The sequence below is a fragment of the Salmonella sp. SJTUF15581 genome, from assembly GCF_043356775.1.
Classification (GTDB): Bacteria; Pseudomonadota; Gammaproteobacteria; order Enterobacterales; family Enterobacteriaceae; genus Salmonella; species Salmonella enterica.
In genome coordinates, this window is record NZ_JBEUJY010000003.1 from 224,482 (window position 1) to 244,756 (window position 20,275).

The 20,275-nt window shown below is 53.0% G+C and carries 20 protein-coding genes and 1 pseudogene; 8 read left to right on the forward strand and 13 right to left on the reverse strand.

Annotation, left to right across the window (positions count from 1 at the left end):
• Positions 1–97: 97 nt before the first annotated feature.
• Positions 98–1,042 (reverse strand): DUF1471 family protein YdgH, encoded by a 945-nt coding sequence (gene ydgH / locus ABVN36_RS07985; RefSeq protein WP_000769302.1) that lies wholly within the window; start codon positions 1,040–1,042, stop codon positions 98–100.
• A gap of 526 nt (positions 1,043–1,568) precedes the next feature.
• On the opposite strand from ydgH, the gene pntA reads away from it, so the two are divergent.
• On the forward strand, positions 1,569–3,098 hold the full coding sequence (gene pntA, locus ABVN36_RS07990) for a Re/Si-specific NAD(P)(+) transhydrogenase subunit alpha (protein ID WP_020898748.1): 1,530 nt from the start codon (positions 1,569–1,571) through the stop codon (positions 3,096–3,098).
• 10 nt (positions 3,099–3,108) lie between these two features.
• Entirely contained in the window at positions 3,109–4,497 is a 1,389-nt protein-coding gene (gene pntB, locus ABVN36_RS07995) for a Re/Si-specific NAD(P)(+) transhydrogenase subunit beta (protein ID WP_000014056.1), read from the forward strand.
• 174 nt (positions 4,498–4,671) lie between these two features.
• On the opposite strand, the gene ABVN36_RS08000 is transcribed toward pntB, so the two are convergent.
• The gene (locus ABVN36_RS08000; RefSeq protein ID WP_023138130.1) at positions 4,672–5,706 is read right to left on the reverse strand and encodes an AI-2E family transporter; all 1,035 of its coding nucleotides are present in this window, start codon (positions 5,704–5,706) and stop codon (positions 4,672–4,674) included.
• Between the two features lie 417 nt (positions 5,707–6,123).
• On the opposite strand from ABVN36_RS08000, the gene mdtJ reads away from it, so the two are divergent.
• Positions 6,124–6,486 carry a multidrug/spermidine efflux SMR transporter subunit MdtJ gene (gene mdtJ / locus ABVN36_RS08005; protein ID WP_000500279.1) on the forward strand — a complete coding sequence of 121 codons (363 nt, stop codon included), beginning with the start codon at positions 6,124–6,126 and terminating at the stop codon, positions 6,484–6,486.
• Positions 6,473–6,802: a multidrug/spermidine efflux SMR transporter subunit MdtI gene (mdtI, locus tag ABVN36_RS08010; RefSeq protein WP_001183821.1), complete on the forward strand. Its 330-nt coding sequence runs from the start codon at positions 6,473–6,475 to the stop codon at positions 6,800–6,802. The genes mdtJ and mdtI overlap by 14 nt, the downstream gene beginning before the upstream one ends.
• 34 nt (positions 6,803–6,836) lie before the next feature.
• Here mdtI and ABVN36_RS08015 read toward each other — a convergent pair whose 3' ends face one another.
• Positions 6,837–7,658 carry a serine protease gene (locus ABVN36_RS08015; RefSeq protein WP_000549649.1) on the reverse strand — a complete coding sequence of 274 codons (822 nt, stop codon included), beginning with the start codon at positions 7,656–7,658 and terminating at the stop codon, positions 6,837–6,839.
• 268 nt (positions 7,659–7,926) lie between these two features.
• The gene (asr, locus tag ABVN36_RS08020; protein ID WP_000756314.1) at positions 7,927–8,175 is read right to left on the reverse strand and encodes an acid resistance repetitive basic protein Asr; all 249 of its coding nucleotides are present in this window, start codon (positions 8,173–8,175) and stop codon (positions 7,927–7,929) included.
• A gap of 235 nt (positions 8,176–8,410) precedes the next feature.
• On the opposite strand from asr, the gene ABVN36_RS08025 reads away from it, so the two are divergent.
• Positions 8,411–8,503: a KPN_01571 family protein gene (locus ABVN36_RS08025; RefSeq protein ID WP_001068154.1), complete on the forward strand. Its 93-nt coding sequence runs from the start codon at positions 8,411–8,413 to the stop codon at positions 8,501–8,503.
• A gap of 66 nt (positions 8,504–8,569) precedes the next feature.
• Here ABVN36_RS08025 and ABVN36_RS08030 read toward each other — a convergent pair.
• Positions 8,570–9,822: pseudogene (locus tag ABVN36_RS08030) on the reverse strand (MFS transporter).
• A gap of 119 nt (positions 9,823–9,941) precedes the next feature.
• Between ABVN36_RS08030 and ABVN36_RS08035 the strand changes: the two are divergent.
• From ABVN36_RS08035 to bioD, 3 genes are all read left to right on the forward strand, one after another.
• The gene (locus ABVN36_RS08035; protein WP_001019577.1) at positions 9,942–10,841 is read left to right on the forward strand and encodes a LysR family transcriptional regulator; all 900 of its coding nucleotides are present in this window, start codon (positions 9,942–9,944) and stop codon (positions 10,839–10,841) included.
• A gap of 127 nt (positions 10,842–10,968) precedes the next feature.
• A complete protein-coding gene (mlc, locus tag ABVN36_RS08040) occupies positions 10,969–12,189 on the forward strand; it encodes a sugar metabolism global transcriptional regulator Mlc (protein WP_000225087.1) in 1,221 nt (406 codons plus the stop codon).
• Between the two features lie 125 nt (positions 12,190–12,314).
• The gene (bioD, locus tag ABVN36_RS08045; RefSeq protein WP_000919232.1) at positions 12,315–13,010 is read left to right on the forward strand and encodes a dethiobiotin synthase; all 696 of its coding nucleotides are present in this window, start codon (positions 12,315–12,317) and stop codon (positions 13,008–13,010) included.
• On the opposite strand, the gene clcB is transcribed toward bioD, so the two are convergent.
• From clcB to dmsB, 8 genes are all read right to left on the reverse strand, one after another.
• A complete protein-coding gene (clcB, locus tag ABVN36_RS08050; RefSeq protein ID WP_023138131.1) occupies positions 12,966–14,255 on the reverse strand; it encodes a voltage-gated ClC-type chloride channel ClcB in 1,290 nt (429 codons plus the stop codon). The genes bioD and clcB overlap by 45 nt on opposite strands.
• Before the next feature lie 135 nt (positions 14,256–14,390).
• Positions 14,391–15,539: an osmoprotectant ABC transporter ATP-binding protein OsmV gene (osmV, locus tag ABVN36_RS08055; protein WP_000593092.1), complete on the reverse strand. Its 1,149-nt coding sequence runs from the start codon at positions 15,537–15,539 to the stop codon at positions 14,391–14,393.
• Complete coding sequence (gene osmW, locus ABVN36_RS08060; protein ID WP_000379677.1) at positions 15,539–16,186, reverse strand: osmoprotectant ABC transporter permease OsmW; 648 nt, start codon at positions 16,184–16,186, stop codon at positions 15,539–15,541. Before osmW ends, osmV begins: the two co-directional genes overlap by 1 nt.
• A 9-nt stretch (positions 16,187–16,195) precedes the next feature.
• The gene (osmX, locus tag ABVN36_RS08065) at positions 16,196–17,098 is read right to left on the reverse strand and encodes an osmoprotectant ABC transporter substrate-binding protein OsmX (protein ID WP_001211193.1); all 903 of its coding nucleotides are present in this window, start codon (positions 17,096–17,098) and stop codon (positions 16,196–16,198) included.
• A gap of 28 nt (positions 17,099–17,126) precedes the next feature.
• The gene (gene osmY / locus ABVN36_RS08070; protein ID WP_000557304.1) at positions 17,127–17,837 is read right to left on the reverse strand and encodes an osmoprotectant ABC transporter permease OsmY; all 711 of its coding nucleotides are present in this window, start codon (positions 17,835–17,837) and stop codon (positions 17,127–17,129) included.
• 304 nt (positions 17,838–18,141) lie between these two features.
• Complete coding sequence (dmsD, locus tag ABVN36_RS08075) at positions 18,142–18,756, reverse strand: Tat proofreading chaperone DmsD (RefSeq protein WP_000206565.1); 615 nt, start codon at positions 18,754–18,756, stop codon at positions 18,142–18,144.
• Between the two features lie 42 nt (positions 18,757–18,798).
• Positions 18,799–19,656 carry a dimethyl sulfoxide reductase anchor subunit family protein gene (locus ABVN36_RS08080; RefSeq protein WP_023138132.1) on the reverse strand — a complete coding sequence of 286 codons (858 nt, stop codon included), beginning with the start codon at positions 19,654–19,656 and terminating at the stop codon, positions 18,799–18,801.
• Position 19,657: 1 nt separating this feature from the next.
• Complete coding sequence (gene dmsB, locus ABVN36_RS08085; protein WP_000213069.1) at positions 19,658–20,275, reverse strand: dimethylsulfoxide reductase iron-sulfur subunit DmsB; 618 nt, start codon at positions 20,273–20,275, stop codon at positions 19,658–19,660.

Here is a 20,275-nt window from a genome sequence, read left to right on the forward strand (position 1 = left end):
GATGGCGGCTTATCAGGCCTACCGTTGAACGATCGTGTAGGCCTGATAAGGCAGGTATGCCGCCATCCGGCGAGAAAGCCTGATGGCGACGCGCGCCTTATTTATAGAGGTCGGCGCTGATGGTGATGTTATTGCCGCGCTCCTGCCACTGACGCGTAATATGATAATACTTAGCGCCTTTCTTCGCCGCGCGTTTGGCGACCTGATAGGAGATTTCTGTCATATTGCCGTAGTTGCCGGTGAACTTAACGCTGTCGAAAGGCACCATCATCGCAGCCGTCGCTTTATTCAGCTCCTCAACTTTTGTGCCATCCGGAAGTGTGACAGTGTAACGTCCGCCTTTGGAGGATTGCGTTTCGAAGAAACGGCCTACTTCGGCGCTCGGCGAGGCTGACGTGGCGACGCCTGGAATTTCGACTTTCTTCGCAGCTTCGCCGCCCTGAGCCAGCGCGGCGCGGCCAGCTTCAGAGTCTGCCGGAATAGCGTCCGGGCTCTGGACGATGCGTTTTTTCGCATCTTGTTTATAGATAAATGCAGTGATGCGCTGGTTTCCGCCCTGATTCGCATCTATCTGACGAACAATATAGAAAGCGTATGCGCCTTTTTGTTTCGCCGCTTTCGTAATGGCATCGTTAACTTCCGGCTGGCTACGGTAGAAGCCCTGAACGGTGACGGTGTCATACGGTTCTAATTGTACGGCCTGGTCTTTCGGTAATTCCACGATGCCATTAATGACACGATTTTTGGGCGCGTCGGCTTTCGACGCGTCGGCTTTATACACGTCCGCCACAACACGCCAGTTACCACTGTTGCCGAACTCCGAGGTGTCGACAACATAGAAGGAGGCTGCGCCTTCTTTATCTGCGCGGCGGGACACGGCGGAGACCGCATCGCCAATAGCATTAAAACGACCGGTAATAACGATGCGGTCATAAGGTTTTAGTGCAGCCGCTTGCTCCGGCGTCAGTTCTGTTGCTGCATGGACAGAAAAAGCAGCCGCAGAAAGCAGAGCCGACGCCAGGAGAGTGTTCTTAAGCTTCATAAAAATAATCCTTCGCCTTGCGCAAACCAGGTACTGGTATTGTTATTGACTAGAAACGTGGCTGATTATTGCATTTAAACCATATGGATGTCTGCGGGATTTTTCACGCATCGTGTCATGTATCCTATCTTTGATGATAACATTTGCCGATATGTCGAAAAAAACGGCGTCCGGGCGGCTAAGCTAATGAAGCGCATAAATTTAATAAGTTAATTTAATGTTAATTTCTTGATCCCGGCAGGGGTTTAATGATGTTTTGCTGTCAAATTTGAGCGAATTATCAGCCCTCGCAGGCCATTTTCAAGGCATTATGGCTGCTTAGCGGCTGAATCGTTCATGTTTTGCAAATTTGATAAAAAATTCTGTTTTTTGGCGCTAGATCACAGGCGTTATTTTCAGTAGGTTATAGAGAGTTTGTAACGGTTTTATTCTGCTGGGGTAACATTTACCTCAAACGCGGGCAGGCGTACGCTTCTCGCGCTTACTGACAAACCATCATCAAAAATACCGATGGAAGGGAACATTTATGCGAATTGGCATACCAAAAGAGCGGTTACCCAATGAAACCCGTGTCGCTGCGACGCCGAAAACGGTAGAGCAGCTACTGAAGCTGGGGTTTAGCGTCGCTATCGAAAGCGGGGCGGGTCAACTGGCAAGTTTTGACGACAAAGCGTTTGCGCAGGCTGGCGCGGATATTGTAGACGGCAATGCTATCTGGCAGTCGGAAATTATTCTCAAGGTTAATGCGCCTGAAGAAGATGAAATCGCTTTACTGAACCCCGGAACTACGCTGGTCAGTTTTATCTGGCCTGCGCAAAATCCTGGGTTAATGGAGAAACTTGCCGAACGTAAGGTTACGGTGATGGCGATGGACTCCGTGCCGCGTATTTCCCGCGCGCAGTCGCTCGACGCGTTAAGCTCAATGGCGAATATCGCGGGTTATCGCGCCATTGTAGAGGCCGCGCATGAATTTGGGCGCTTCTTTACCGGCCAAATCACCGCCGCCGGGAAAGTGCCACCGGCGAAGGTGATGGTGATTGGCGCGGGCGTAGCCGGTCTTGCGGCTATCGGCGCGGCAAACAGCCTGGGGGCGATTGTCCGCGCGTTTGACACTCGTCCTGAAGTCAAAGAGCAGGTCCAGAGTATGGGGGCTGAGTTCCTCGAACTGGATTTTAAAGAGGAAGCCGGTAGCGGCGATGGTTACGCCAAAGTGATGTCCGAGGCGTTTATCAAAGCGGAAATGGCGCTCTTTGCCGCCCAGGCCAAAGAGGTCGATATCATCGTTACCACCGCGTTGATTCCGGGCAAACCAGCGCCGAAGCTGATTACCCGCGATATGGTCGATTCTATGAAGGCCGGCAGCGTGATTGTCGACCTGGCCGCGCAGAATGGCGGTAACTGCGAATATACCGTCGCTAATCAGGTTGTGACGACGGACAATGGCGTAAAAGTGATTGGCTACACCGATCTACCGGGGCGTTTGCCGACGCAGTCATCCCAGCTTTATGGCACCAACCTGGTTAACCTGCTGAAGCTGCTGTGCAAAGAGAAAGACGGCAATATTGACGTGGATTTTGACGATGTCGTGATCCGTGGCGTGACGGTGATTCGCGACGGCGACATTACCTGGCCTGCGCCGCCAATCCAGGTTTCCGCGCAGCCACAGGCCGCACCTAAAGTAGCACCTGCGCCAAAAGAGCCGGAAAAGCCCGCTTCACCCTGGCGGAAGTATGCGTTAATGGCGCTGGCGATCATTCTTTTTGGCTGGCTGGCCGATGTCGCGCCAAAAGAGTTCCTCGGCCATTTTACCGTGTTTGCGCTCGCCTGCGTGGTTGGTTATTACGTGGTGTGGAACGTGTCTCATGCGCTTCATACGCCATTAATGTCGGTGACCAACGCAATTTCAGGGATTATTGTTGTCGGGGCATTATTGCAAATTGGTCAGGGCGGCTGGGTCAGCTTCCTGAGCTTTATCGCGGTGCTTATCGCCAGCATTAATATTTTCGGTGGCTTCACCGTGACTCAGCGTATGCTGAAAATGTTCCGGAAAAACTAAGGGGTAACACATGTCTGGAGGATTAGTTACAGCTGCATACATTGTTGCCGCGATCCTGTTTATTTTCAGTCTTGCCGGGCTTTCAAAGCATGAAACGTCCCGCCAGGGGAATAACTTCGGTATTGCCGGGATGGCGATCGCGTTGCTGGCGACCATTTTCGGGCCGGATACCGGCAACGTGGCATGGATTCTGGTCGCCATGATTATTGGCGGCGCGATTGGCATCCGCATGGCGAAAAAAGTTGAGATGACCGAGATGCCGGAGCTGGTCGCGATTCTGCACAGTTTCGTGGGCCTGGCGGCGGTACTGGTTGGCTTTAACAGCTATCTGTACCATGACGCCAGTCTGGCGCCGGTGCTGGTGAATATTCATCTGACCGAAGTCTTCCTCGGTATCTTTATTGGCGCAGTCACTTTCACTGGATCGATCGTAGCGTTTGGTAAACTGCGCGGCAAAATCTCTTCTAAGCCGTTGATGTTGCCTAACCGTCACAAAATGAACCTGGCGGCGCTGGTTGTTTCTTTCCTGTTGCTGCTGGTTTTTGTCCGCACCGAAAGCGTGGGTCTACAGGTTCTGGCGCTGCTGCTGATGACCATTATCGCGCTGGCGTTTGGTTGGCATCTGGTCGCCTCTATCGGCGGGGCGGACATGCCGGTGGTTGTTTCAATGCTGAACTCCTATTCCGGTTGGGCTGCCGCGGCGGCTGGCTTCATGTTGAGCAACGATTTGCTGATTGTGACCGGCGCGCTGGTCGGTTCGTCAGGCGCGATCCTGTCTTACATTATGTGTAAAGCGATGAACCGCTCTTTCATCAGCGTTATTGCTGGTGGGTTCGGTACTGACGGCTCCTCAACGGGCGACGATCAGGAAGCTGGCGAACATCGCGAAATCACGGCGGAAGAGACCGCTGAGATGCTGAAAAACTCCCACTCCGTCATTATTACGCCGGGGTACGGGATGGCGGTGGCGCAGGCGCAGTATCCGGTGGCGGAAATCACCGAAAAACTGCGTGCGCGCGGTATCAACGTGCGTTTCGGCATTCATCCGGTGGCGGGTCGCCTGCCGGGGCATATGAACGTGCTGTTGGCAGAGGCGAAAGTGCCTTATGACATCGTGCTGGAAATGGACGAAATCAATGATGATTTCGCCGATACCGATACCGTGCTGGTGATTGGCGCGAACGATACGGTGAACCCGGCGGCGCAAGACGATCCCCGCAGCCCGATCGCCGGTATGCCGGTTCTCGAAGTGTGGAAAGCACAGAATGTCGTGGTCTTTAAGCGTTCAATGAATACCGGTTATGCTGGCGTGCAGAACCCGCTGTTCTTTAAAGAGAATACGCAAATGCTGTTTGGCGATGCCAAAGCCAGCGTGGATGCGATTCTGAAAGCGCTTTAATCTTTTAAACGTGCGGCGGCCTCTTCGGAGGCCGTTTTTATACACTTCATCCTTTAAGCTGCCTCTTTGTTGGCTGCGCTCAGAAAACCCGGTCACATCGTTATCTATGCTCCCGGGGATTTCTTCCCTTGCCGCCGCGAGGCATCTTGAATGATTTTGTGTATGTATTGCATTTTATCTTTTGTTTAAATCGCTAAGCAGAACGGCGATACTCTGCCCGCCGGTGGTCTGTTCGAGGGCGATTTTGACAATGATGGTTAACGGAACGGAGAGCAACATGCCCACCGGACCTAATAGCCAGCCCCAGAAAATTAACGACAAAAATACCACTAAGGTTGAAAGGCCTAAACCACGACCCATGATTCGTGGCTCAAGGATATTGCCGAAGACCAGATTAATCAGCAGATAGCCTGCCAGCACCAGCAGCGCATCATAAAACCCGTTAAATACCAGCACCTGAATAATGGGTGGCAGGGCAGCGAGCACCGATCCAATATTAGGAATATAGTTCAGCGCGAAGGCCAGTAGACCCCAGACAAAGGCGAAGCGGACATCCAGCGCGGCCAGCATTCCCCATGCGACCAGCCCCGTCACGATACTGATCGCTGTTTTTAACACCAGATAATGGGAAACGCTATCAAGCGCGCGTTGAATTGCCGCCATGCCTTCCGCCGGACGGCTCATCATCTGCTGCAGTTTTTCAGGCAATTGTGGAACCTCCAGCAGCATAAATACCACGGTCAATAACAATAAAAAGATGGACGACATGGCATTGGACAGCTGGGTGAGCAGGTTCGTTACCAGAGTCATGGCGGCGTTTGGATCGATATATTTCGCCAGCTCATCAACCGACACGCCAATGCCTGCTCGCTGTAACCACGGTTCAATACGTTGCAACGGTATCACCAATGAGGAGCGATATTGCGGTAGGGTACGAGCCAGTTCATTTAATGATGTCCCCAAATAGGCCAGTAGCAGTACCATTAACATAACAATAATCACAATGAGCAATGATACGGCGACAACGCGCGGAATTCGGCATCGGGTCATCCGTTGCACAACGGGATTGAGAACGACTGCAATAAATAACGCCAAAATAAAGGGAACAATGATATCTGCGGCGAAGCGGATACCGCTCAGAATAACCACCAGCATTCCCAGCATAATGACGATTTTTAGACCATTGAGCGTGATGATCGGTTTTGCCATATCAGTCCCTGTTTTCTGATGCCGACTCGAATAATAATGTGATGTCGGTCGACCTGTTCTGGTTAAAATCAAACACTTCAGGTAAAGAAGTGAAAATATTTTGAGTTAATTCCTGGCTTATGATACAAATCAGGCGTGTTCAACTACCGAGGACAATTATCATCCGCGATGACGAGAAGCAACACTGCGGATAATTGTAATATTATGGACAATATGTTCAGCGCTTTTTTCTCCACGCAAACGCATCTTCACTCTACCTCCTTTTTCCTGCTTATTGGCGAGCAGCACTGGCGTAACGCACTTTAGTCTCTCACTTCTGCCTGAGCTGGCGCAACGCGCTGTGCTAACTGATTTTATTTTTTAGTTTGCTGCGTGCAGCAGACTCGAAAGAGTATATTCTCATGCAGGAGAAGTGTCATGTTTTACTGGATTTTATTAGCTCTGGCTATCGCGACTGAAATTACCGGCACGCTCTCAATGAAATGGGCTAGCGTGGGTAATGGCAATGCGGGTTTTATTTTAATGCTGGTGATGATCACGCTGTCATATATATTCCTTTCTTTTGCGGTAAAAAAGATTGCCCTGGGTGTAGCGTATGCCTTATGGGAAGGGATCGGCATTTTATTTATTACCATTTTTAGCGTGCTGCTATTTGATGAAGCATTATCAACCATGAAGATTGCCGGCTTGCTGACGCTGGTCGCCGGCATCGTATTGATCAAATCAGGGACGCGTAAACCCGGCAAACCGGTGAAGGGGGCGGCTCGTGCAACAATTTGAATGGATACACGGCGCCTGGCTTGGGCTGGCAATAATGCTGGAAATCGCGGCTAACGTACTGTTGAAATTTTCGGACGGCTTTCGCCGTAAATGCTATGGCATCTTATCGCTTGCCGCTGTTCTGGCCGCCTTCAGCGCGCTTTCCCAGGCGGTTAAAGGGATAGACCTGTCAGTGGCGTATGCGCTATGGGGCGGTTTTGGTATTGCCGCCACGCTGGCGGCGGGCTGGGTGCTCTTCGGTCAGCGCTTAAACCCCAAAGGCTGGGTTGGCGTGATATTGCTGCTCGCCGGAATGGTCATGATCAAATTTGCCTGAGACGATCGCTGCCGGTCAGGCAGCGATTCCCGCATTAATCCTGCGCCAGAGCTTTCAGCTTATCGCGAAAGCCGGTGACGGATATGGCGCGGTTATCGGCACGCCAGCGATCTTTAGCCGCAGGGGCGGAGCTTTGTACGCCAATGAGCTGCCATCCGCTATCCGTGTGCAATAAGAGCGGCGAGCCGCTGTCGCCAGGTAACGTGTCGCACTGGTGTGAGAGTACGGCATTCTGCGCCCAGCCGGTCACGACGCAATCCTGATGGGAATAAAGCGCATTCAGATGATCTTCCGGATAACCGGACTGCGTGACTTTTCGGTCTGCGGCTTTCAACGCCGCAGTGAGCGCCGCTTTATCGCCGGTAAATAAAGGCACTGGCGTGATACCGGAAGGTGGGTAGCGCAATATTACCAGACCAAAATCCCAGCTTGCCGCGGCAGGCGGCACAATCCAGCCATCGCCATCCGCTTTCAGACGTCGGCCCAGCGACGGTTCAACGCGGCCTTCAATGCCGTGGATTTCATAGCGCCATACTCCTTTTCGCGCCACAAAACGCAGCGCAACCGCCTTGTCTGGTTTTCCTTTCGGTGGCGTTAGCAGGCAGTGACCTGCTGTTAGGGCGATATGCGGGGAGATAAGCGTTGCCGTACACAAATTACCGCTGGCGGTCTCTAGTTGCCCGATGGCATCCCACGGCGATTGGGTAGGATCGGCGACGGGCACCCGATCGTCATGGTTAAAAAAAAGCGTTTTGACGTCGCTGGCATCCGTGGCGTCTGTTTCAGCCCCCCTGGCTTTCGCCATAACCGGTAAAAAACACACTATGCCCAGTAATACAGCAATGGTTTTATGCATATCACACTCTGGTGGGTAATTATGATTATTAACAACAAACCCTCAGTACTACTATAGACATGACGGTAAGAAAGTGGGAGTAAAATCAGATAACTACACTCAGGAAAGATAGAAATGCGTGGCAATAACGGCGCATAAAATAAGCACGATAAGAATGAGCTCAAAGCGGTAGCGAGACACTTTTTTGCCCTCCCGGAAGGCGGCGCTAAACCAGAACAATTTAGCGCCGTAAAAACGGGCGCGGGGGCGCGCCGCAGCATGTTACGACTTACGCAGCCGGTTGAGTAGTTGGTTTTGACGTGGTTTTGGCTGGCGCTTTACCACCTTTTTTCTGGTGCTTTTTAGCCGCCTGCGCTTTTTGCTCAACGGTTTTTTTATGCTGTTTTTTGTGGTGCTGGGTGGTCTGGGTTGTTTTGGCAGGCGCTGCGGTTTTCGCAGGCGTTGCAGTCTCAGCCGCGAATGCTGCGGAAGAGAGACCCATTGCAGCGGCAACAACCAGAGCTAATACTTTTTTCATTTTGATACCCTCGATTTGGTTTTCATTCAACCCCACTGCGGGGCCGGTGAAATGACTATATCGCTGTTATCAAAAGGCTTCCGTGAGTGATTGGTTTCGGCATGTAACGCTATGTACAATCCCCCGGTAACGCGATGTAAGCCCCCACCATAATAGGTAGCTTTACGTTACCGGCCGTTATTTTTGGTCGCAGAGTCGGTAATATCCGCCCTCCAGAATAACAGGCACACCGTATATGAATCCGATAATCTGGGTGGTATTTACGCTTCTGGCGCTGGATGCAATCAGAGAAGTTATGGGCGTATCAAGCCTGACAGGTCTATGGTGAACAGTGAGTCGTGGCGTGAAACCAGCCCGGCGATAGCGCACGTCGCTATCGCCGGATTATTTCTTTTCAGGCGTGAAGACGGTGATGTAACCGCGTCCCGACCAGGATGGCCAGCACCAGCATTAGCGCGATAAAACCGCCTACGCCGTTCCAGCCGTAACTATGCCAGAATACGCCGCCTAGCGTCCCGGCGATACTGGACCCCAGATAATAGCTGAAAAGATAAAGTGACGAGGCCTGTCCCTTCGCCCGGCGCGCACGCGGGCCAATCCAACTACTGGCCACGGAGTGCGCGGCGAAAAAGCCGGCGGAAAAAAGCAGCATCCCGGCAAAAATCAGCCAAAGCGAGGTAAAAAGCGTCAGTAAAAGCCCACCCAGCATTACTGCGGTAGAGAACAGCATCACCGGCCCCCGGCCATAGCGTGAGGTCATTGCGCCAGCTTTCGGCGAGCTCCATGTGCCGGTGAGATAGGCTACGGATAACAGTCCGACCACGGCCTGGCTTAATTCCCAGGGGGAGAGCATCAGGCGATAGCCAATGTAGTTAAACAGGGTGACGAACGCGCCCATCAGTAAAAAGCCTTCCGCAAACAGCAGAGGTAACCCTCGATCGCGCCAGTGGAGACGAAAATTAATAAATAGCGTTTTAGGCCGTAGCGACGTGGGACGGAAATGTTGCGAGGCGGGTAAAATCTTCCAGAACATCAGCGCGGACGCCAGCGCAAAGCATCCGATGGCCGCCAGCGCGATGCGCCAGTTAAAAAAGTCGGTCATGACGCCGCTTAATAAACGCCCGCTCATCCCGCCGATGGAATTACCGCTAATATAAAGCCCCATAGAGAAAGCGACAAAGCTGGGATGGATTTCTTCGCTCAGGTAGGTCATTCCCACCGCGGCGACACCGCTTAACGACAGACCGATCAGCGCGCGCATAATCAGAATACCATGCCAGCTGGTCATCATGGTTGATAACAATGTGCAGCAGGAGGCTAATAACAAGGCGGTGACCATCACTGGTTTACGGCCTATCGCATCAGAAAGCGGGCCGGTAAAAAGTAAGCCGATAGCCAGCATGGCGGTAGAAATAGAAAGTGAAACGCTGCTGCTGGCGGGGGAGACGCCAAACTCCTGGGAAAGTACAGGTAATATAGGCTGAACGCAATAAAGGAGGCGAAAGTCGCCAGGCCCGCGGAAAAAAGGGCCAGCGTGACGCGCATGAAAGGCGCTGTACCGCGTTTAATAAATTGAACCGGCTGAGAATGGCGTTGTTCATCGATATCGCTCGCCGTGGCGTCATCGAGAATAGTTGTACGACTCACGTTAAATCCTTGCTTTACATCTCCGTCAACAGGAGACGGGTATAACCGACATGTAAAGCATAGAAAAAGCAAAATATTCTGTCTAATATATTAATTGTCTCAAATAAGACGTTAAAAATATGAATATCGAATTACGTCATTTACGTTACTTTGTGGCGGTAGCAGAAGAGCTGCATTTTGGTCGCGCCGCCGCGCGCCTCAATATCTCGCAGCCGCCGCTCAGTCAGCAGATACAAATTCTGGAGCAGCAGGTCGGCGCGCGATTACTGGCGCGGACCAACCGCAGCGTAGCGTTAACCGCCGCCGGGCGACAGTTTCTGGTGGACAGCCGACACATCCTGAGTCTGGTAAACGACGCCGCCGCTCGCGCCGAGCGGTTGCATCAGGGCGAAGCGGGTGAAATCCGTATTGGCTTTACGTCTTCAGCGCCTTTTATTCGGGCGGTATCGCATACCTTTTCGCTGTTCCGCCAGTCCTATCCGGGAGTGCATATGCAAACGCGTGAAATGAATACGCGTGAGCAAATCGCGCCGCTCAACGAAGGCGTACTGGATATTGGCTTGCTGCGGAATACGCCGCTGCCCGACACACTTAATCGCGAGGTGATTTTGCATGAGCCGCTTATGGCCATGATCCCGCGCGAACATCGGCTGGCGCAAAAGCCGGTCGTCAGTCTGACAGAACTGGCGGAAGAACCTTTCGTCTTTTTCGATCCGCATGTCGGGACGGGCCTCTACGACGATATTCTCGGCCTGATGCGGCGCTATAACCTGTCGCCGACCATCACGCAGGAGGTTGGCGAGGCAATGACCATTATCGGTCTGGTGGCGGCGGGGCTGGGCGTCTCGATTCTGCCGGCATCCTTTAAGCGTGTACAGATGAGCGAGATGCGCTGGGTTCCCCTGGCGGAAGAGGACGCCGTATCTGAAATGTGGCTGGTATGGCCAAAGCATCATGAACAGAGTCATGCCGTACAGCGGTTTTGCCAACTGCTATTACTGGCTGCCCGACGGGATTAATTACGCTTAAAAAGGGTGAAAATGTGCAGTTAATCACACGGCTAAGCAAAAAGTTGACGGCGAGTATTGAAGTGTTTCACCATAGCACACAGATTATTTCGGAGCGCGAAAATAAAGGGAGTGAGCGGTGGTTGCTGATAGTCAGCCTGGGCATATCGATCAAATTAAGCAGACCAATGCTGGCGCAGTGTATCGCCTGATTGATCAGCTCGGACCGGTATCGCGAATTGACCTGTCTCGTCTGGCGCAGTTGGCGCCTGCCAGTATTACGAAAATTGTTCGCGAAATGCTGGAAGCGCATTTGGTTCAGGAACTTGAAATTAAAGAGGCGGGCAGTCGTGGACGTCCCGCCGTCGGGCTGATGGTGGAAACGGAAGCCTGGCACTATTTATCTATTCGTATTAGCCGTGGCGAAATTTTCCTTGCACTGCGCGATCTTAGCAGCAAACTGGTGGTAGAAGAGTGTCTGGCGCTGCCGTTAAACGAAGCTACGCCGTTGCTTGAGCGAATTATTACGCACGTTGATCGGTTTTTTACCCGCCATCAGCAGAAACTGGAGCGTCTGACCTCCATTGCCATTACGTTACCGGGCATTATCGATACCGAAAACGGCGTTGTGCACCGGATGCCGTATTACGAAGATGTCAAAGAGATGCCTTTGGGAGATGCGCTGGAGCGGCACACCGGCGTACCGGTTTACATTCAGCATGATATTAGCGCCTGGACGATGGCAGAGGCGCTTTTTGGCGCCTCACGCGGCGCGCGCGACGTTATCCAGGTGGTGATTGATCATAATGTGGGGGCGGGCGTTATCACCGACGGTCATTTGCTTCATGCGGGTAGTAGCAGTCTGGTAGAGATTGGGCATACCCAGGTCGATCCTTATGGTAAGCGCTGTTATTGCGGTAATCATGGCTGTCTGGAGACCATCGCCAGCGTCGATAGCGTGCTGGAACTTACGCAGCTTCGGCTTAATCAATCGATGAGTTCAATGTTGCACGGCCAGCCGTTAACGGTAGATTCACTGTGTCAGGCGGCGATGCAGGGAGATCTATTAGCAAAAGATATTATTAGCGGCGTTGGCGCGCATGTCGGACGCATTCTGGCTATCATGGTGAATTTATTTAATCCGCAAAAAATTCTTATTGGTTCGCCGCTAAGTAAAGCGGCTGATATCCTTTTTCCGGCCATTGCTGACAGTATCCGTCAGCAGGCGCTGCCCGCCTACAGTAGGAATACGGTAGTGGAAAGCACGCAGTTTACCAACCAGGGCACGATGGCCGGGGCGGCGTTGGTAAAAGACGCGATGTATAACGGCTCTTTGTTGATTCGTCTATTACAGGGTTAACATTTTTTAACTGTTGTACAAAAATTTGCGCTAACTCAAGCTGATTGCCCTTGCCATATCTTAGACTTTCTCCACTGTATTATTTTCCTGGCTTATATTTTCGAAGCATAACGGTGGAGTTAGTGATGCTGAAGCGTTTCTTTATTACAGGTACAGACACTTCTGTTGGGAAGACGGTGGTTTCCCGCGCATTACTACAAGCGTTAGCGTCGAGTGGTAAGAGCGTTGCAGGGTATAAACCTGTCGCTAAAGGGAGCAAAGAGACTGCAGAAGGGATGCGCAACAAAGATGCGCTGGTATTGCAAAGCGTCTCTTCGCTGGAGTTGCCGTATGAGGCGATTAATCCAATCGCGTTAAGCGAAGAAGAAAGCAGCGTCGCGCATAGCTGTCCTATAAATTACACCTTGCTGTCCAACGGTCTGGCGAACCTGAGCGATAAAGTGGACCACGTGGTTGTGGAGGGCACTGGCGGCTGGCGTAGTTTGATGAATGATTTACGTCCATTGTCCGAATGGGTGGTACAGGAACAGTTACCGGTATTGATGGTGGTAGGGATTCAGGAGGGGTGCATTAATCATGCGCTACTGACTGCGCAAGCTGTCGCTAACGATGGACTGCCATTAATTGGCTGGGTGGCGAATCGTATCAATCCTGGCCTGGCGCATTATGCTGAAATTATTGATGTGCTTGGGAAAAAACTGCCAGCGCCGCTGATTGGCGAGTTACCGTACCTGCCGCGCGCCGAGCAGCGTGAGCTGGGGCAGTATATTCGTTTGTCAATGCTCGGCAGCGTGCTGGCGGTAGATAGAATCATGGCGTAACGTTCGCGAGAGCACTGACGCGACTACACAGGCAATCAGCAGACCGGGGAGTAACTGATACTCGCCGGTCATTTCACAAATCATCAGGGTGGACATTATCGGCGCATGGGTTGTCGCCGCCAGTAGCGTCGCCATACCCGCCAGCCCCAATAAAATCGCTATTTCATCCGAGCCTGGCAGCCAGAATCCCCATATCCGACCCAGAAACATTCCAATGGATAATCCGACAAATAATGTTGGCGTAAAGACGCCGCCCGGCGCGCCAGACCCGCTGCTGGCGAGCACCGCCAGGATTTTGCACGCAAAAATTCCGCCAATCAGCGAGAATAGCGGCGGGGAGAGCAAAAATGATTGTACGACGCTATAGCCGTTTCCCCATACCGTGGGCGTGAGTAACGACAGTAATCCGACAATAAGCCCGCCCAACGCCAGTTGCCAGGGCGGGGACAGTTTTAAGCGTAAGAAACTATTATGGCTGGCCGTCATCAGCCACATCAGCAATGGGCCGCACAGACCGGCGACCAGGCCGGTACTGACTATCATGACGTATTCCCGCGCGTGGAGATCAACGGTCAGATGTACGGTATAGAGTAGTGAATCGCTACCGTTTAATACATGGGTGGTTAGCAGGGCGACGACGGCGGAAACGACAACCGGGCCGAGGGAAGCCAGCATTAAGGTACCGAACAGGATCTCCGCGATAAACAGGCTGCCCGCCAGCGGCGCATGGTAAGCGCCCGCCATGCCCGCAGCGGCGCCGCTGGCGATCCATAATTTCCATTCCTCACGCGGCGTGAAGCGTCGGGCAAAGCTGGATGCCGCCAGCGCGGCGAGGAGGATCATTGCGCCTTCGCGACCAATTGCGCTGCCGCTGACCACGACCAGCAGCGAGGCCAGCGATTTCACCAGACTGGCGCCAACGTCAAATTGCCCGTCGGTTTGCAATGCTTCCATATAGTCAGTGGGCGCATGGGGGCGCTGTTGGTTCATTTTTTGCCACCCCCACAGCAACAGACCAGCGGCCAGGCCGCCAAGCGCCGGCGTAATCAGCCGTCGCCAGGGCGAAAGCCCCTCAGCCGCATTCACCAGACTGCCGGTGTTATTACTCAGGAAAATCCACTCCAGCAATTGCATCGCATGACGGAAGGCGGCGACAGCCAGCGCCGCGAGAATACCGATGAGCGTAGCGATCAGCAGGCGACGAAACATCGCGCGCAGATCCGGGTAAGCGTGTAAACGATGCATGAGCGGGTAAACAGGGAGTTTCAGGATAGCCTATTCTGCGGGGAAATGGCGTCAGACGCAAAAGCACTATGTGCGATATAATATTGCGTACAATAATGATATTGCCGGATAGCGAGAGGCCATCCGGCGGCAGCGTTAGCTGTTTTCGTGAATATTTAGTGCCCGACGCGTGCGGCCTGAGCTGAGATAGTCGGCGATGTAATCCTGAGAGATTTCACCATTATAGCGTCCGTCTTCATCAACGATCGGCATCCAGCTGGTATTACTTTCGTACAATCTGGACAGCACAATACGCAGATTATCTTCCGCTTTGCCCGTAATACGGAAAGGATGGGTGATATCGGCGCAGATTCCGCTGGCGTTCCGCGCTTCCCGGCGCTTCACAAATCCCAGTGGCTTACCGTCGTTGTCAATGACGGTAATGGCGCGAATATCGTGATCATCCATAATGCCGAACGCCTCGCTTAACGGCGTGGAAGGCCGCGCGGTAATGGTTGGCTGTTGGTCGGTCACATCGCCTGCGGAGACCAGTAGCAAACGCTTTAACGTTCTGTCCTGACCGACAAACGACCCGACAAACTCGTTAGCCGGTTTGGCCAGCAGTTCATCAGGACTGGCGCACTGTACAATTCGCCCCTGACGGAACACGGCGATACGGTCGCCGAGTTTTAGCGCTTCGTCGATATCATGGCTGACCAGCATCACGGTCTTTTTTAGCTTACGCTGCATATCCAGAAACTGGTTCTGGATCACTTCGCGGTTAATGGGGTCCACCGCGCCGAAGGGCTCATCCATCAGCAGTACCGGCGGATCGGCGGCCAGAGCGCGGATCACGCCAATACGCTGTTGCTGTCCCCCGGACATCTCCTTTGGATAGCGATGCAGAAATTTTCTGGCATCCAGCGCCACCATGTCCATCAACTCTTCGGCGCGTTGCTTGCAGCGCGCTTTGTCCCAACCCAACATGCGCGGCACAACGGTAATATTTTCTTCAATCGTCATATTAGGAAACAGGCCGATCTGCTGGATAACATACCCAATATTGCGGCGTAGCGTTACCGTATCCATATCGTTGGTATTCTCGCCGTTGATAAGAATATTACCGCTGCTGGGCGCGATCAGCCGGTTGATCATCTTTAACGTGGTGGTTTTGCCGCAGCCGGAGGGACCGAGTAAGACGCACATTTCGCCTTCCGGCACGTTCAGGTTGACGTTGTCGACGGCTTTTAGCGGCTGACCCTTTTTCTGTACAAATTGTTTGGTGAGATTTTCCAGTTTTATCATTATCGTATCCCCTTAGGTGTCAGTACGACTTGCAGACGATGCAACAGCCAGTCAAGCACAATCGCCAGTAGACAGATCATCAGCGCGCCGGCAATTAACATGCGAATATCGCTGCCGCTAATGCCGTTTAACAGTAGCAGTCCCAGACCGCCGGCGCCGATCACCGCGGCAATCGCCATCACGCCGATATTCATCACTACCGCGGTGCGGATACCCCCGAAAATAACCGGTAGGGCCATTGGGATTTCGACCCAGCGCAGCCGTTGCCAGAAAGTCATACCGATGCCGCGTCCCGCTTCACGCAGACCGGGCGGCAAACTATCAAGCGCAGTATGGGTATTACGGACAATCGGCAGTAAAGAGTAGAGAAAAACGGCCGTCACGGCGGGCAGAACGCCAATACCATGTCCGATCAGCGAAAAGAGCGGGATCATTAATCCAAACAGCGCGATAGACGGAATGGTAAGAAGTAGCGTGGCGGCGCCCAATACCGGCGTTGCCAGCCATTTGTGGCGTACAATCAAAACGCCTAACGGTACGCCGATGATAATCGCCAGACCGACGGCCAGCGCGACCAGCCAGAGATGCTGAAAGGTAAGGCTGGCGAGATAGCCTGCGTTATCCAGCATATAATGTATCGTATCCATAGGCGCTCCTTACAGCAGACCTTTGTCCTGCAAAAATTGATGGGCTACCTGTTGCGGCGTGCGATGCTCGATATCGACCTGGGCGTTTAGGGTCGATATCACATCGTTATTGAGCAGGCCGGAAAGGGTGTTTAAGGCGTCATCAAGGCCAGGATTGGCTTCCAGCACCTCTTTACGCACCACGGGCGTGACAGCGTAACTTGGGAAGAAGCCTTTATCATCTTCCAGCACTTTCAGATCAAACCCTTTCACCCGTCCGTCGGTGGTATAGACCAGCCCGGCGTCAACCAGCCCATCCCGAACGGCGTTATAGACCAGCCCTGGGTCCATCTGTCGTATTTGCGGGCGATCAAGCTGCATCTGGTAGGCTTGCTGAAGGGGCTTCATTCCGTCGCTGCGCCCGGCAAATTCCAGATCGAGGCCGAGCATCCAGTTGTGGTCAGGATCGTTCTGCCGGACCTGTTCAATTTTTGCCACCATTTGCGAGATGGTGGTGATATTTTCCGACTCGGCGCGTTTGCGCTGCATCGCGAACGCGTAAGTATTGTTCATGTCAGCCGGTTTGAGCCATACCAGGCCCAGCTTCGCATCCAGGCGTTTTACCGTGTCGTAGGTTTCCTGTGGACTCATGCGCTTATCGATACGGTTGAAAATAATCAGCGATGTACCGGTGTATTCCCAGGTAATATCAATTTGTTTATTCACCATCGCATTACGTGAAATCACCGCGGCGATATTGGTTTGCGGCTGAACCTGAAAGCCTTTCTTCTGCAAATACTGAACGGTCATAGCGGAAAGAATATGCTGTTCGGTAAAGCTTTTGGTGGCGAGAACCAGCGGCGCGGCCTGCGTCTGGCTACTGAACAACAGCGTTGCGGCAAGCCATCCCAACAGGTGTTTTTTGAATCTCATTTAACGCTCCTTATTGTTATTTATGCGTTCAGACGGTATGAGGGCTAAGGCGTCGCCCAAACCAGGCAAGCAGAGTGTCAAGAATCAGCGCGAATAACGCCGTGGCCGTTGCGCCGAGGATCAACGTCGGAAAATCGTTGAGATAAATTCCCGGGAAAATCAGCTCGCCGTAGCTGCTGGCGCCAATCAGAAAGGCCAGCGGCGCGGTGCCGACATTGATGGCGGTCGCGATGCGAATACCGGACAGCATCACTGGCCACGCATTAGGTAGCTCTACCTGACGAAGCCGCTGCCATTTTGTCATCCCAATCCCGTTCGCCGCTTCAATCAGTGAGGCGGGAACGGAACAGAGGCCCGCATAGGTATTGCGGACGATAGGCAGAAGAGAAGCCAGAAATAGCGCGACAATGGCGGGCGTATCGCCGATCCCGATAATCACCATCGCTAAGGCCAGAACGGCCAGCGGCGGCAAGGTATTACCAACATTAAAGATTTGCATGACATATTCAGCAAATCCCTTTGCCGCAGGTCGGCTGAGTAAAATCCCGCTCGGGATACCGACCAGTAAAGCAAAAAACATGGACGTAAAGACCAGCATCAAATGCCGTTGTCCGAGATACAGCAGATCGACCTGACGCGCTTTCAGCGTCTCCAGACCGATTCCCCAGATAAACAGCGCCAGTAACAGCAAAATGACGATAGTGAACCCAAGTACGCGTTTTAGGGTGAGGGTGTGCATTGCGGTGTGTCTCCCTGTTTGCATGTGTTATGGCGACGTTAAGAGTCGCGTGTTGTTATGCCATGTTCCGGCAGGGTACTTTGAGCTATAGCAACAGGTTGGGAAGGATTCCAGCGGAGCGTGATGTTTAACACTGTTAAACATCTATTAACAATTATGTTTTGCCCTTATGCGGCTTAGCGTGAACATTCACGATAAAGAATTATCTTAAAAACAAAAGCGTGGTGTGACGTTGTCACTTTTTGTAGATAAAAATAGGCCGCAATGGGAGAAAAGGCAGGTAAAATCCTGCCTTTTGTGGGGATTAACGGAATAACGGTTTTACAGCGACGGGAATAATAAGTTGAGCTTGCCATTGCGCCAGCGTAAGACGCGCCAGTTGCCCCAACGCCTGATAAAACGGATGCCCGGCATGATCGATAAATACGTCCAGAAAGCGGGACGACCACGGAAACAGATGCCAGGCCAGGAGTTGTTCGCATTCATGATGACGATCATTCTCGGCAAGCCAGGCCGCCAGCAGCAACAGCGACCCAAAATGATCTTCTGGCTCGTTTTGTTGCATTTCAAACTGAATTCCGTTTTCGCGCATCCACTGACGTAGCGCCAGCGTAGAATCGCCAAATAATACGCTCTCACGATCCAGCCAGACGGAACCCCACGGCGGAGACGGCAGAGCGTAAGGGCCGATAAACAGACGCTGCCAGGCCTGTGGCAACGACTCTTCGCTGTGGGTCTTAAACATAGCCGCCACAGGCGCAAGCGCCTCGGCATCAAGCGGCCACTGCGCCTGCCAGTCGTCGGTTAATAGCGCCTGAACCAGAGGAGCGGTTTCGTGGCTTTCCGGCGAATAATAAAACAACGCGCCGAGAACACGCGCTGTTACTGCAAAATCATCACGTTGTAAAAAAGTGGTCATTCAAACAATCCCGAAAGGTGCGGGTCGCCCCGCACGCATAAATTAACCTGCGACGGCCATACCTACGGTCATATGCAGGCCATAAAAAAGTCCGCGGCCAATAATTTCGCCCGCCAGCACCAGCACGACACCGAGCAGCAAACCAACGGTATGCGGTTCGCGGCGACGGATTAGCGGACATAGCCAGCAGCCTAATCCGGCAGCAAGCAAGACAATGCGCCAGACCTGTAGCATACCGTAATCCGGCGCGAGATGGCTGGCCTGTTGCACGGAACTGTGAATGGTTGAGAGAGACAGCCCTTGTAGTACGATGACCGCCACGCACACCACCAACGCCAGGCCGCTAATACTGGCAAACGTCACGCTGCAAAATGGGACGCGCGCGATGCGTAGCAGTAGCGCCGCAAACACCGGGCCGCACAGGAATGCCGTGAGGAAAAAGGCCAGCGTGGTGTAGCCATTATACCAGGTTGGCACGGTATCTATCTGATAAACGAGCGTCATTGCCCAGATGAATGCAACGCCGAGCGCCATACTGATCAGCAGCCACACTTTACCCAGCACCGGGGGCATTTTACCGAGTACCGCCACCAGCCACCAGATGCCGCCTACGGCAAAGAACACCGATCCTGCGGCGATTTCATTACTCAGTGCGGAAGCGCCTACGCGGTTAAGCGAGTTAAACGCGCGCATCGGCGAGCCGAGATGCATAATCGACGCGAGGAATCCTAGTCCCATCACCAGCCACAGAAAAAACATGCTACGCACGATGCGCTGACGGGCGATGGTATCGTCTTTTGCCGTCAGCCAGCCCAGTCCGCTAACGATTAACGCGCCGACCACGCACTGACCAAAGACCGTGAAGATCATCAACGGCCATTCATGCCATCCACTTCCCATCTTATACCTCCTTCGGATTGGCCAGATAACCGGTAGTGTCCCCGGTCGGGCGGCTGTTGGCGTTGGGTTTAATCACAATATTCGGCTTCGTGAAATGCGCGCGCGGCAACGGCGCGACGGCAGCCAGCTCACCGTGTTTTTTACGCAGTTCGTCTATCGGGCCAAAATCCAGCGCCCGCAGCGGGCAGGATTCCACGCAAATCGGTTTCTTGCCTTCCGCCACCCGGTCATAACAGCCGTCGCACTTGGTCATATGACCTTTGGCCGCGTTGTACTGCGGCGCGCCGTACGGGCAGGCCATGTGGCAGTAGCGGCAGCCGATACAGACCTCTTCGTTCACCACCACAAAACCGTCATCGCGCTTGTGCATCGCGCCGCTCGGACAGACTTTGGTACAGGCCGGGTCTTCGCAGTGGTTACAGGAGATGGAGAGATAGTAGGCAAAGACGTTCTGGTGCCAGACGCCGTTATCTTCCTGCCAGTCACCGCCCGCATACTCATAAATGCGGCGGAAGCTGACATCCGGGGTCAAATCTTTGTAGTCCTTGCAGGCCAGTTCGCAGGTTTTGCAACCGGTGCAACGGCTGGAATCAATAAAAAATCCATACTGGGTTGTCAT